Annotated in this window: 13 protein-coding genes; all 13 read left to right on the plus strand. The window is 72.4% G+C overall.

The annotated features are described in order from the left end of the window. The first annotated feature begins 109 nt into the window (after positions 1-109). The 13 genes from glf (at position 110) to AC5L3X_RS34030 (ending at position 12,568) form a co-directional block, all read left to right on the plus strand. Positions 110-1,246, plus strand: coding sequence for a UDP-galactopyranose mutase (gene glf / locus AC5L3X_RS33970; RefSeq protein WP_494862492.1), 1,137 nt, complete (start codon positions 110-112; stop codon positions 1,244-1,246). Then, positions 1,243-2,220 (plus strand): glycosyltransferase family 2 protein, encoded by a 978-nt coding sequence (locus AC5L3X_RS33975; RefSeq protein ID WP_494862494.1) that lies wholly within the window; start codon positions 1,243-1,245, stop codon positions 2,218-2,220. The genes glf and AC5L3X_RS33975 overlap by 4 nt, the downstream gene beginning before the upstream one ends. Continuing rightward, on the plus strand, positions 2,217-3,482 hold the full coding sequence (locus AC5L3X_RS33980; RefSeq protein ID WP_494862496.1) for a hypothetical protein: 1,266 nt from the start codon (positions 2,217-2,219) through the stop codon (positions 3,480-3,482). Before AC5L3X_RS33975 ends, AC5L3X_RS33980 begins: the two co-directional genes overlap by 4 nt. Continuing rightward, the gene (locus AC5L3X_RS33985) at positions 3,470-5,290 is read left to right on the plus strand and encodes a carbamoyltransferase family protein (RefSeq protein WP_494862498.1); all 1,821 of its coding nucleotides are present in this window, start codon (positions 3,470-3,472) and stop codon (positions 5,288-5,290) included. Before AC5L3X_RS33980 ends, AC5L3X_RS33985 begins: the two co-directional genes overlap by 13 nt. After that, positions 5,287-6,009: a hypothetical protein gene (locus AC5L3X_RS33990; protein WP_494862500.1), complete on the plus strand. Its 723-nt coding sequence runs from the start codon at positions 5,287-5,289 to the stop codon at positions 6,007-6,009. Before AC5L3X_RS33985 ends, AC5L3X_RS33990 begins: the two co-directional genes overlap by 4 nt. Continuing rightward, positions 6,006-7,223 carry an ATP-grasp domain-containing protein gene (locus tag AC5L3X_RS33995; RefSeq protein WP_494862502.1) on the plus strand — a complete coding sequence of 406 codons (1,218 nt, stop codon included), beginning with the start codon at positions 6,006-6,008 and terminating at the stop codon, positions 7,221-7,223. The genes AC5L3X_RS33990 and AC5L3X_RS33995 overlap by 4 nt, the downstream gene beginning before the upstream one ends. After that, positions 7,210-8,268, plus strand: a complete 1,059-nt coding sequence (locus AC5L3X_RS34000) for a GNAT family N-acetyltransferase (protein WP_494862503.1) — start codon at positions 7,210-7,212, stop codon at positions 8,266-8,268. The genes AC5L3X_RS33995 and AC5L3X_RS34000 overlap by 14 nt, the downstream gene beginning before the upstream one ends. Before the next feature lie 96 nt (positions 8,269-8,364). Then, positions 8,365-9,255, plus strand: a complete 891-nt coding sequence (locus tag AC5L3X_RS34005; protein WP_494862505.1) for a diacylglycerol/lipid kinase family protein — start codon at positions 8,365-8,367, stop codon at positions 9,253-9,255. Between the two features lie 97 nt (positions 9,256-9,352). Next, positions 9,353-9,769 (plus strand): hypothetical protein, encoded by a 417-nt coding sequence (locus AC5L3X_RS34010; protein WP_494862507.1) that lies wholly within the window; start codon positions 9,353-9,355, stop codon positions 9,767-9,769. An 82-nt stretch (positions 9,770-9,851) separates the two neighbouring features. After that, positions 9,852-10,232 (plus strand): YbaB/EbfC family nucleoid-associated protein, encoded by a 381-nt coding sequence (locus AC5L3X_RS34015; RefSeq protein ID WP_494862509.1) that lies wholly within the window; start codon positions 9,852-9,854, stop codon positions 10,230-10,232. Continuing rightward, entirely contained in the window at positions 10,229-11,134 is a 906-nt protein-coding gene (locus tag AC5L3X_RS34020; protein ID WP_494862511.1) for a WXG100-like domain-containing protein, read from the plus strand. Before AC5L3X_RS34015 ends, AC5L3X_RS34020 begins: the two co-directional genes overlap by 4 nt. A 24-nt stretch (positions 11,135-11,158) precedes the next feature. Further along, on the plus strand, positions 11,159-11,518 hold the full coding sequence (locus AC5L3X_RS34025) for a WXG100 family type VII secretion target (protein WP_189123928.1): 360 nt from the start codon (positions 11,159-11,161) through the stop codon (positions 11,516-11,518). Between the two features lie 60 nt (positions 11,519-11,578). Beyond that, positions 11,579-12,568 carry an endonuclease/exonuclease/phosphatase family protein gene (locus tag AC5L3X_RS34030; protein WP_494862513.1) on the plus strand — a complete coding sequence of 330 codons (990 nt, stop codon included), beginning with the start codon at positions 11,579-11,581 and terminating at the stop codon, positions 12,566-12,568. The last annotated feature ends 13 nt before the right edge of the window (positions 12,569-12,581 follow it).

Here is a 12,581-nt window from a genome sequence, read left to right on the forward strand (position 1 = left end):
CGGGTGACAACCCAGAGCGGGTGGCTCTCTGGGCGATACGACCGTCTGCTCGCCGGCAGTCCACAAGACCCATGGCGTGCCAGCCGGCGTGAAGAACCCAAGGACGGCAGTGGAGATTGACCTCGTCATAGCCGGCGCCGGGCTCTTCGGCCTCACCGTGGCCGAACGATCCGCGCGCGAGCTCGGTTTACGGGTGCTCGTCGTCGAGCGCCGCGACCATATCGGCGGCAACGCCCACAGCGAGATCGAGCCGACCACCGGCATCGAGATTCACACCTACGGCACCCATGTCTTCCACACCTCCAACGAACGCGTCTGGGAGTACGTCAACCGGTTCACCGCCTTCACCCCGTACCTGCACCGGGTCTTCTCGGTGTTCAAAGGCCGCGTGTACTCCATGCCCATCAATCTGGGCACGATCTGCGAATACTTCGAACGCGTCCTGTCGCCCGGCCAGGCCCGCGCGCTCCTCGCCGAGCAGGCGGCGGAGTTCCCCGACCCGGCCAACCTCGAGGAGAAGGCCATCTCCCAGGTGGGGCGCCCGTTGTACGAGGCGCTCATCCGCGGCTACACGGCCAAGCAGTGGCAGACCTCGCCGCGCGACCTGCCACCGGAGATCATCGGCCGGCTGCCGGTCCGGTACACCTTCGACGACCGCTACTTCGACGACACCCATCAGGGCCTTCCGGTCGACGGGTACGCGGCCTGGCTGGAGCGGATGGCCGACCATCCCCGCATCGAGATCCGGCTCGGCACCGACTTCTTCGACCTGGACGCCGCGGGCGCCGTCCCCGTCGTCTACACCGGCCCGCTCGACCGGTACTTCGGCTACGCCGAAGGCGCCCTGACCTGGCGCACGCTGGACTACGAGATCGAGGTCGCGCCGACGGGCGACTTCCAGGGGACGGCGGTGATGAACTACGCCGACGAGGACGTCCCCCACACCCGCGTCCACGAGTTCCGCCATCTGCATCCGGAACGCGGCCATCCGGACGACCGGACCGTCATCATGCGCGAGTACTCCCGCTTCGCCGGCGCGGGAGACGAGCCGTACTACCCGATCGGGACCCCTGCCGACCGGGCCCGGCTGCAGGCGTACCGGAAGCGGGCCCGTAGCGAGCCCGGAGTGTTCTTCGGCGGCCGGCTCGGCACCTACAAGTACCTCGACATGCACACCGCCGTCGCGTCCGCGCTGACCATGTACGACAACCGGATCCGCCCGCACTTCGCCACGGGCCGGCGTTGACCACGGGCGACGGCCCGGCCGACGCCGGGCTCTCGATCGTGATCCCCTGCTTCGACGAGGCCGACAACGTCGGCCACGTCTACGCCGAGGTGGTGGCCGAGTTCGGCGACCTCGACCTCGAAGTGATCTTCGTTGACGACGGCAGCGGCGACGGCACCCTGCCCGCGCTCAAGGCGCTGGCGGACGCCGACCCCCGGGTGCAGTACATCTCCTTCACCCGCAACTTCGGTTTCGAGGCGGCGTTCTCCGCCGGATACCGGTACGCGAGCCGGCCGTGGGTCCTGCACCTCGACGCCGACCAGCAGTTCCCCGCCGCCGAGGCGCGCCGGTTGATCGAGGCGGCGGCGCGGGGGCGGCACGACGCGGTGTTCGGCGTCCGGGCCGGCCGCGACGACCCGTGGTTCCGACGCCTCGGCTCGGCCGGCTTCCACGTCCTCGCCGCCCGGTTGGGGATCGAGGTCCCCCGTGGAGCCACCGCGTTCCGCCTGGTGCGCACATCACTGGCGCGCACCGTCGTGGACCTCCGGCTGGGCTCCCCGAACTTCCTGGCGACCGTGCCACGGCTGACGAACCGCTACACCACCGTCCCGGTGGGCCACCGCGCCCGCCTGCGGGGCACGTCGAAGATGAACGTGCGCGGGCTCGCGCGGCACGCCGTCGACCTGTACGTCAGCGTCGGCCGGCGGCTGACCACGGCGGTCACCGGCCTGGCCGTGGGCGCCGGCGCGGTGGCGCTGCTGTGCGCCCTCGCCACCGCGCTCGGGCTGCTCGGCCCGGCGGCCGGCCGCGCCGCCGGGTTCCTGCTCGCGGCGGTGGCGCTGGCGGTCCTCGGGTTCACCGTGCGTCACCTGGTCTCGATCGCGGCGGGCCAGGCCGCCCGTCCCCGGCTCTTCTACGTGCGGGAGTCGACCGTGCCGGTCCGCGACGAGGACCGGCTGCTCGGCCCGGCGGACACCACGAGGGCGCCGTCGTGACCACCGTGACGGTGGCCGTCCCCCGGACCGCGACGATCCTGCGGCTGCTGATCGGCCGGGGCGCGTTCCGGATCGGGGTCCAGGTGACCGCGGTCGCCCTGGTGGCCGTGTGGGACGGGCCCGCGTTCAGCCTCTACGCCGGCGCCGTCGGGCAGTGCGCGTGGCTGCTCCTGGCCGGCGACGCGCCGGAGAAGGCGGCGCTCAAGACGTTGCCCCGCACCAGACGGCTCGGCCCCTCGGTGGCCCGGCTGTCGCTCGCCATGGCGGCCGTCCCCACCCTGGTCCTGCTGGCCGCGCTCGTCCCGGTGGCGGTGTTCGCCCCGCTGTCGGCGGCGACCGCCTACCTGGCCGCCGGGACCTGGTCGGCCTGCACCGGCCTGCTGATGGCGGTGTCCGGCCTGCACCGGCTGCGTGGCCGGCCGGGGCTGGACACGGTCGCGTTCGGAGCGACCGGCGGCGTGGTGCTCGCCGTCACCGCGGCCACCCTGCTGGTCGGCTGGGCGCCTCAGGTCCATCTGCTGCTGCTGCTCGCCGGCACCCTCGTGGTCACCGCCATGGCCGTGGCGGCGCTGCCCCGCGACTGGCTGCGCAGACCGCCGGGCGCGCCGCGCCGCCGGCTGCTGGGCAAGCTGGCCCGCCTCACCTGGCTGCTCGGCGTCGCCGACCTGTGCGACGCGCTCTGCTTCGCGCTCGTCTACCTGGTGCTCGCCGTCTCCGGGCTGGCGGGCCAGAGCGGGACGCTCTATCTCGCCCTGCTCCCGGCGGTCGCGGTCTGCCAGGTGGTCGTCTACCTGCTGCGGGTAACGCAGCCGGCCACCTCCCACCGGCTGCGCGGCGTCCAGGGCCGCTCGGGCCGGTCCCGCGCCCGGCGGCTGCTGCGTCTCGGCGAGCGCCTGGGCGCCGGGTTCGCGGCGGTGTTCGCCCTGCTGCTGGCCGTACCGGTCACGCGGGGGCAGCTGACCGCCGGCGAGCCGTCCGTGCTCGCGCTCGGGCTGCTGGTCGGCGTCGTGCTGATCCTCTTCCTGATCGTGATGTACGCCGGCTACCTGGTGGAGAACACCAACAACGACGTGCTCGTCGTGACCTCGTCGGGCGCGCTGGTCGGCCTGGTCGCGACGGGCCTGCTGGCCGCCGCCCTCGTGCCCTGGCTGGGCGCGCTCGGCGCCTTGGCGGCTCTAGCCCTGTCCATCCCGATCAAGGCTCATACGATCCGGCGAATGATGATCTTCCGCGAATTGGAGCGAACGACATGTACGTACTAGGCATCTCCCGGGTGCACGACTCGGCCGCGGCGCTGGTGCGCGACGGCGAGATCGTCGCCTTCGCCGAGGAGGAGAGATTCACCCGGGTCAAACACGACGGCCGGTTTCCCGCCCGGGCGATCCAGTTCTGCCTGGAGCAGGCCGGAATCGGCCTCGACGAGGTGGATCACGTGGCGTTCTACTGGCAGCGCTGGCGGGAGGCCGCGCACGCGGCGAAGGTGTTCGCCCGCTACTTCCCCGGCACCCTTGACGTGTTCCGCAACGAGCGCGAGAACGGCGCCAAGTCGGCCGGCCTGGTCGAGACCCTGCGCCACGGCGGTGGCCCCAAGAAGAACGACGACTACCACGTCGGCGGGGCGGTCCTGGCCCACATCAAGCGCACGTACACCCTCGCCGACGACGTCAGGGCCGCCGTCGGCCACACCGGGCCGACCAAGTTCAAGGTCCACCTCATCGACCACCACCGCTCGCACGCGGCCAGCGCGTTCTTCGTCAGCCCGTTCGACAGAGCCGCGGTCCTCACCCTGGACGGGGTCGGCAGCGACGGGACGACCACCTGCCTCGCGGTCGGCGACGGCAAGCGGATCAGGGACCTGAAGCGCATCCGGTATCCGCACTCGCTGGGCGCCATGTACGCGATCGTCACGGGCTACCTCGGCTTCTACTCCACCCGCGACGCGGGCAAGGTGATGGGCCTCGCGCCGTACGGGAACGACACCTACGTGGAGCAGTTCGCCGAGCTGCTGCACCTCACCCCGGACGGCGGATACGAGCTGGACCTGAGCTACTTCCAGCACCACCGCAACGGCAAGCACATGGTGTCGCGGAAGTTCATCGACACCTTCGGCCCGCCCCGGCCCCAGACCCGGATCACCCAGGACAATCCCGTCCCGCAGCACTACATGGACATCGCCTACGCCCTTCAGGCCACGCTGGAACGGGCCGGCCTGCACCTGGCCCGCTGGCTGCACGAGGAGACCGGGATGACCCGGCTCGCGGTGGCCGGCGGGGTGGCGCTCAACTCCGTGATGAACGGCCGCATCCTGCTGGAGACCGGGTTCGAGGAGTTCTTCGCCCAGCCGGCCTCCGCCGACGACGGGTCGTCGCTCGGCGCGGCGCTGGAGGTGAGCGTGGGCCGGTTCGACCGGCCCAGGCCGACGACCGGTTACGTCTTCACCGGTCCTGAGTTCACCGAGGAGCGGATGGAGCAGGCGTTACGCGACGCGGGCGTCGAGTACCAGCGGGTGGACGACATCGCCCGCCACACCGCGGCGGGGATCGCCGAGGGGCTGATCGTCGGCTGGTTCCAGGGCCGGATGGAGTGCGGTCCGCGAGCCCTGGGCAACCGGTCGCTGCTGGCCGACCCGCGCGATCCCCAGTCCAAGGCGCGGATGAACGAGAAGGTCAAGCATCGCGAGCCGTTCCGCCCGTTCGCGCCGTCCTGCCTGGCGGAGCGGTCCGGCGAGTACTTCGCCAGTGACCATCCGTCCGAGGTCATGCTGCTCGTCTTCGACGTGCTGGAGCACCAGCGGGCCGTGGTGCCCGCGATCACGCACGTGGACGGCACCGCCCGGGTGCAGACGGTGAGCCGCGCCGACAACCCGCTCTACCACGAGCTGATCAGCCGGTTCGACGAGCTCACCGGGGTGCCGATGCTGGTCAACACCTCGTTCAACGACAACGACGAGCCGATCGTGTGCACCCCGGAGGACGCGGTCGCCTGCTACCTCAAGACCGACGTGGACGCGCTGGCGCTCGGGCCGTTCTGGGTGCGGAAGCCGGCCAACGAATCGGGTGCCGGTCGATGACCTCCGTTCGCCCCGCCCGCCGCGGCACCGCCCGCGCCGACGCCTGGATCGCGGCGGCCCACCGGAACCGGAACTGGCTGTGGCTGGTGTCCGGCGTCCCCACCGCCGTGCTCGCCGGGCTGATCATGCTCGTGCTGCCGCCCCAGCAGACGCTGGGCGACCTGGCCGACTGGGCCTTCCGGCTCAGTCCGTTCGTGTTCGGCGTGGTGACCGTCGCGCTGCTGCCCCTGCGGCGATTCGGACCGCCGCTGCTGCTGGCCGCGGTCGTCTTCTACATGGGGGTCCTGGACACCGGGCTGGTGCTGCGGATCCTGCCCTTCGGCGCCGCGTCCGGCGATCAGCAGGACCTCCTGTTCCAGACCATCTACCAGTGGATCCTGCTGACCGTCACGTTCGTCGTGCTGTTCGCGCTGCTCGGCTACCGGATGGGCGGAGCCCGTACGACGTCGGTCCTCAAGCTGGGGCTCGCCTCGGTCCTGGTGGTCATCTCCGGGCTGAACGATCTCACGTTCTGGCTCACCTACGACTGGCCCGACGGCCCGCCGTCGCACCTCCACTACGCCTCCCACATCATCGTCTTCACCGGTGGACCGCCCAGCATCGCTACCGCCGTCGTGTTCATGGTGATCCACCTGGCCCTGGCCGTCGCGGTGCTGTCGCTGCCGCTGGGGCGCTACATCGACCAGGCGGTCGCCCGGCACCGGAAGCACACGGCATGACCTCACTGCTGATCCTCGGCGCCGCCGACGGCGCGCTGTCCACCTACCGCGTGGCGGCCGGGATGGGCTACCGGACGATCGCGGTGGACCAGTCGGCCACCGCGCCGGGCGTCGCCCTCGCCGACGAGTACCTGCCGGTCAGCACCCGCGACGCCGGGGCGATCCTGGCGGCGCTCGGCGGGCGTACGGACGTGGCGGGCGTGGTGGCGCCGTCCAGTGACGTCGCGGTGCCGGCGCTGCGCGCGCTGGCCGTCGCGTTGGGGCTGCCGAGCCGGCTCTCCGAGGAGGCGGCCCGGGCCTCGCTGGACAAGTGGGTGGTGCGCGGCATCCTCGACGAACTCGGCGTATCGTCCTATCCCTGGATCATGGGCGACGACCCGGCCGAACTCGCCGCGCGGGCCCGCGCGCTCCGCTTCCCCGTGTTCGTCAAGCCCGCCGACGCGCAGAGCGGGCGCGGGGTGACCAGATGCGTCTCCCCCGGCGCTGTCCTGTCCGCCGCGATGGCGGCCCGTGACCGCTCCTACAGCGGCATGATCATGGTCGAGGAGGAGATCCCCGGAGTCCTCTACAACTGTGAGTGCGTCGTGGACGACGGACGCGTGGTGTTCATGGCGGTGAGCCGGCAGACGGTGAGCCCACCGCCTCTGGTGCTGACCCTGCGCCGCGACATGCCGGTCGCGCTGCCCCCGGACATCGAGGACACCGTCCGCTCCGTCGTGGACAAGGTCTGCGCCCGCCTGGACTACCGGCGCGGGCCGCTGAACCTCGACCTGATCGTCACTCCGGACGGCGAGCCGTACCTCATCGAGCTGGGGCTGCGCACGGGAGGCAACGGAACCGACGACCTGGTACGGCTCTGCCACGGCGTGGACCCCGTACGGGCCGCCGTGCAGGCCGCGACCGGTCTGCCGATCGAGCTGGATCCGCACCCGCCACGTCCGGTCCGATGGCAGGTGATCACCGCCGAGCGGGCCGGGACCCTGGTGTCGGTGTCCGGCGAGGAGCGGGTCAGGGCCGTCCCGGAGCTGGCCGAGCTGGTGGTGCTGGCCCGGCCGGGCCGGCGAGTCCGGCCCTACCAGGACGTGTCGGACCGGCTCGGCTGGTTCGTCGTGCGGGCGGCCACGACCGCCGCGCTGGACGCCTCGGCCGACCTCGTCGCCGGGACCATGAGGTTCGAGGTGGCCGGGCCGGAGAACAGCGATGCACACGGTTGACGTGCTCACCTCCATCGAGGGAGTGTCACCCGGCGAATGGGACTCGCTCCGCGGCGAGCTCCCCTTCGTCCGGCATCGCTGGCTCCACCTGGCCGAGACCGTCCTGGCCGATCACCGGCCCAGATATCTGCTGGTACGCCGGCAGGGAAGACTCGTGGCCGCCGCCGTCGGCGCGCTCGAACACCGGCTGCAGAACCCCCGGCTCGACGCGCGGTTCGGCCGGCTGCTGCGCCGCTCGCCCTTCCTGCACGTCGCCGTGCCGATGACGGCGTCCCCGGGGCTGCTGGTGGGTGACGGCCCCGATCCACGGGCCGAGCTCGACGTACTGCTGCGGGAGATCCGCGACTTCGCCAGACGAGAGCGGTCGCCGTTCTGCGTCGTCGACCATCTGCCCGCGCCGGATCCGGCCCATGCGGAACCACGCGGTTATCTCCGGCTCGGCTGGCTGCCGGACACCCGTCTGGATCTGACCTGGCCGTCGTTCGACGACTATCTGGCCGACCTGCCGAGCAAGAGGCGCCGTGAGATCCGCCGCACGCAGCGGCGCGCCGAACGCGAGGGCATCGTCGTCCGGCCGCTGAACCCGACGGCCGGGGACGGTCCGGCACTGGACCGGATGGTGGCGGACGTCACGCGCCGTCACGGCGCGGTCCGGCACTACGGGCCGGATCTGTTCGTCAAGGCGGCCACCGTCCTGGGCGCCGACCTGACCCTGCTCGCGGCCCACCGGGACGGCACGCTGGTCGGCTGCATCGCCCTGCTCCGCGATGACGACGACCTGGCGGTCAGATGGATCGGGCGTGACTACGAGCGCACCGCCGGCACGGCCGCCTATCACGCCCTCCTGACCGCCTGCGTGCGGAACGCCATCTCGTCGGGCGCCCGTACGCTGCGCTTCGGCGCGGCGGCCTACGAGACGAAGAAGCAGTTCGGGGTGAGCTTGGAACCGCGGAGCCGGCTGTTCGCCGCCCGCAGCCGGGCCGTCACCTCGCTCATGGGCCTGTTCAGCCGTCGTTTCGACCCGCCTGACCTCCCGGCCGGCTGAGGACGCGCGCCGCCCCGGACACCCGGCTCCGCGACCTGGAGGGTTTCGCCTGATGGATCAGGGGCACCAGGCGGGCCAGAGAACGGAGGGGACGGGGTGTCACGCAAGCTGGTGGCGATCGGCAATCCGGCCGCGGGCGGGGACGACGACGAGACCCGCCGGGCGGTGCTGCGCACGCTGGGCGACGAGGCCGACGTGGTGACCTGCGTCGTGGAGGAGCCGGGCGACATCGACCGGGTGCTGGACCGGCACCCGGACCGCGCCCCCGTCGTCCTCGGCGGCGACGGCTCGCTGCACCGGGTGGTGGCCGCGCTGCTCGCGCGCGGCGAGCTCGGCACCCGGCCGGTGGGCCTGGTCCCGATGGGCACCGGCAACGACCTGGCTCGCACGCTCGGCATCCCGCTGGATCCGCGGCAGGCCGCGACGCTCGTCCCGCGCGGAGTGGAGCGGCCGCTGGATCTGCTCGTCGACGACCAGGGCGGGATCGTGCTGAACGCCGTGCACGTCGGGGTCGGCGCGCTGGCCTCCGAGCAGGCCACCCCGCTCAAGCCGTTGCTGCGGCGGGCCGCGTACGCGGTGGGCGCGCTGGTCGCCGGCACCCGGGCGCGGGGGTGGCGGCTGCGGGTCCGCGTGGACGGCCAGGTGATCGCCGACGGCCGCCGGCGGATCCTCATGGTGGGCGTCGGCAACGGCGGCTCGATCGGCGGCGGCACCCCGCTGGCACCGGCCGCCCGGCCGGACGACGGGCTGGCCGACGTCGTCATCTCCTACGCCGTGTCGCCCTGGTCCCGCCTCGTCTACGGGCTGCTGCTGCGGCGCGGCAGGCACGGCCGGCTCGACGAGGTCACGACCGTCAGGGGGACGTCGATCGTCATCGACGGCGAGCCCGTCCCGGCCAACCTGGACGGCGAGCTGCGCCCGGCCGCACCGCGCTGGTCCTGGACGCTGCGCCCCGCGGCCTGGCGGGTGATCGCCCCCGGCGGATGAGCCGGAAGCGGGCCGCTCACTGAGCTCCAAGCCGCGTACAAGAGCGCGCCGGTAGTCCTTGGGGTGACGAACGACCCACGATCCCGGGAGACCTCTCATGCGCATCGCCGCCCGCCTGCTGACCGGCCTGACCGCCGCCGCCATCGCCCTGGCCGTCCAGGGTGCCCCCGCCGCCGCGGATCCCACGTCCTGGAAGTGGGGTGGCGTCCACTCCACCGACGGCAAGGCGACCGCGTGGGGGCGCGTCGTGGCCGGGCAGTCGGGGCTGATCGTGAAGGGATACCTCGACGACACCCATGGCAAGGGCTGCTCGTGGGTGCTCATCCGGCGCCAGAGCGGGCAGAACGGCCGCTGGCGGACGCACGGCGTGTACAACTGCGTGACGGGCACGGGCTCGTTCAGCAAGAGCGTCGGCGGGGCGCTGCAGATCAGGGTGCAGGTGTGCCGAGGCAACGCGACGCGCCCGGTCGGCGAGTGCTCCCGCTGGAAGACGATCTACACCCAGGGGAGCTGACGCAGAATAAACCTATATTTCCGGCTTGTTTACTTCTGTAACCTGAGTGACTCGATGAGTCGAAGAGAGTCAGGAGACGGAAATGACATCGCCGGCCGATCCGTTCAGCGACACCAGCGACCATGAGTTCAGCAGGCTACTCGACCGCTTCCGCCAGGAGACCGCGGAGCTGGAGCGGTTACGCGAACGGATCGCCGCAGTGCGCGGCCGGGGCGTGGCGGCCGACGGGCGCGTCGTGGTCGAGACGACGCAGTCCGGGGCCCTGGCCGGGCTCGTCATCGACTCGCGCGCCATGCGGCTCGACTCCGCCGAGCTGGCGGCGGCGATCCTGGAGGCGTCCGCCGAGTCGGCCGGTGACGCCCAGCGGGCGGTGGGTGACCTCATGGCCCCGTTCGTCACCGGCACCGTGCTCGACCACACCGGACCGCCGGACGCCCGCCGCGCGCGGAGGAGCCGCCCATGAGCGTCAACCCGGCCCGCGTGAGCGTCTACGGGCTCGGCACCATCGGCATCGCCGCCTTCGTGTTCAAGATGCTCGCGGTCGACTACCCCGAGGGCGACCCGGCGAAGGCGCGTCAGGCCGCCGAGGTCTGGTCGCGGCTGGCCGAGCGCATCGAGCAGGCCCCGGACAGGACGTTCGCCGCCGCCGAGTCGGTGTGGAAGAAGAACTCCGGGGACGACGTGGACGCCTACCGGAAGGCCGTGACGGCAGGACTGTATCCGCACCCCCCCGAGTCGGGCTTCGCCGGCCGGCTCGCCGACCGCTGCCGGCGCAACAGCGCGGCCTGCGCGGAGTTCGCCGAGGTTATCGAGACGGCCCGGCACGCCTACTGGACGCTCGCCCTGGCCAACTTCGCCAGCTTCGTCTACATCACCACCTTCCCCTGGCAGGCCGGCGCGGCCTACCAGATCACCCAGTTCCTCATGCGGCGGGCACAGGCGGGGCTGCTGGCGAAACTGCTGGAGCACAGCCTCGCCCGGATCCTGCTGAGCAAGCTGACGGAGTACACGATCGGCAGCGCCTTCTTCGCCGTCGGCGACGTGGCTGTGGTGGCGGGCGTCAAGGCGGCGCGGGGCGACGACCCCGGCTCCCTCGGGGACAACGCGACCCAGGCCCTGAAGGAGTTCGCCGCGTCGTTCGCCTTCTACGGCGTGTTCGACGCCGCCGCGCCGCTGGCCAGGAGGGCGACGGCGAACGTGGACGTCCAGTACTTCCTGAACCGGCTGGCCGGCGGGTCGCTCGGCTACGGCCCCACCTACGACGCCCTGAACGGCCAGGAAGGCTCGGACCTCGTGCCCACCTGGAAGGAGACCCTCGGCCGGCTGCTCCTTTACTTCACCATGGCCCACAAGCCGGCGGGCTGACGCGATGACGATGTGGAGGAGAGCGTGGAGAACCATCCGTCCCAGATCCGCTCGGCGGCCAAGGCGTTCGACATCGAGAGGGAGGAGCTCGGCGGGTTCGTCGACGACGCGGCCAAGCAGCTCAACGCCATCGGCGCCTTCTGGGGGGAGGGCAAGGAGGGCGTGACGTTCTTCAAGGGCCAGGGCGGGGGCAGCGGCTACGAGGCGGTCACCGGTCAGATCATCGAGGCCATCGAGATGCTCCTCGACGCGCACGAGGAGATCCCGAGGCGGCTGCGCCTCATGGCGGACAACGTCCAGGTGACCGACTGGGCGAACGTGGCCCTCGTCCTGTCGGCGCTGCCCCCGGCCGAACCCGGACAGCCGATCTGGGGGCAGCCGTAGGGGTGCTCGCGCGGCGTCTCCTCATCCGCGTTTAAGGATGGCCGCCTAGGGTGTGCGGCTGTGCTGACGCAAGGTGACACAGAGACGACGCGGCGGGCGCGGCCCCGCCGGACCCGGGCCGCGCGGGTGACCGCCGGGGTGGCCGTGCTGTTCGCGGCGGGGACGGCCATGCGCGTGGGCGGGCTGGAGTGGGGCGTGTTCCTGGTGCCGATGGTCGCCTTCACGCCGTACTTCGGGGTCGCCGCGCTGGTGGTGCTGGCGATCGCGGTCGCCGCGCGGAGCAGGGTGGCGATCGCGCTCCTGCTGGCGGTGTGCGCCTGCCTCGCCTGGTGCGTGGCGCCGCGCGCCGTGGGCGCCACCGCCGTGGCCGAAGGCCGGCCCTTACGGGTGCTGACCGCGAACCTCAACGGCGGGCGCGGGGACGTGACGGTGATCGTCGACCTGGTACGCCGGCTGGACGTCGACGTGCTGAGCATCCAGGAGCTGACCTGGTCGGCCCGGCAGCGGCTGGACGCGGCCGGGCTGGAGGGACTGCTGCCGTACGAGGTCACCCAGCCGGCGCCGCGCGGGCCGGAGGGCAGCGGTGTGTACGCGCGTCATCCGCTGCGCGAGCGGGGCGGGCTGTTCCGGCCGGTCGGGCACCGCATGCCGGTGGCCGAGGTGGCGCTGCCCGGCGGCTCGGCGGTGGAGGTGGTGGTCGTGCACCCGGTCGCACCCGTGCCCCCGACGGTGCCGGAGTGGGAGGCCGGCATCGCCACGCTGCCGCCCGCCCCGGCCGGGGGGCCACCGCGGCTGCTGGCGGGCGACTTCAACGCGACGCTCGACCACGCGGTCTTCCGGCGGCTGCTGGCCACCGGCTACACCGACGCGGCGGCGGCCACCGGACAGGGCCTGGTGCCCACCTGGCCGGCGGGGCGCGGGCTGCCGCCGCTGGTGGCCATCGACCACGTGCTCGGCGACGCCCGCGTCCGGCCGGTCGCCGTACAGGTGCACGACCTGCCGGGCTCCGATCACCGCGCCCTCTTCGCCGACCTCCGCGTCCGGCCGTGAGAGCCACCGGGAG

The organism is Nonomuraea sp. CX421 (assembly GCF_059358955.1).

Coding starts and splice junctions, on each gene's coding strand:
- AC5L3X_RS34015 (WP_494862509.1), top strand. CDS start 9,852: ATGACATCGCCGGCCGATCCGTTCAGCGACACCAGCGACCATGAGTTC.
- AC5L3X_RS34020 (WP_494862511.1), top strand. CDS start 10,229: ATGAGCGTCAACCCGGCCCGCGTGAGCGTCTACGGGCTCGGCACCATC.
- AC5L3X_RS33995 (WP_494862502.1), top strand. CDS start 6,006: ATGACCTCACTGCTGATCCTCGGCGCCGCCGACGGCGCGCTGTCCACC.
- AC5L3X_RS34010 (WP_494862507.1), top strand. CDS start 9,353: ATGCGCATCGCCGCCCGCCTGCTGACCGGCCTGACCGCCGCCGCCATC.
- AC5L3X_RS34000 (WP_494862503.1), top strand. CDS start 7,210: ATGCACACGGTTGACGTGCTCACCTCCATCGAGGGAGTGTCACCCGGC.
- AC5L3X_RS33985 (WP_494862498.1), top strand. CDS start 3,470: ATGTACGTACTAGGCATCTCCCGGGTGCACGACTCGGCCGCGGCGCTG.
- AC5L3X_RS33990 (WP_494862500.1), top strand. CDS start 5,287: ATGACCTCCGTTCGCCCCGCCCGCCGCGGCACCGCCCGCGCCGACGCC.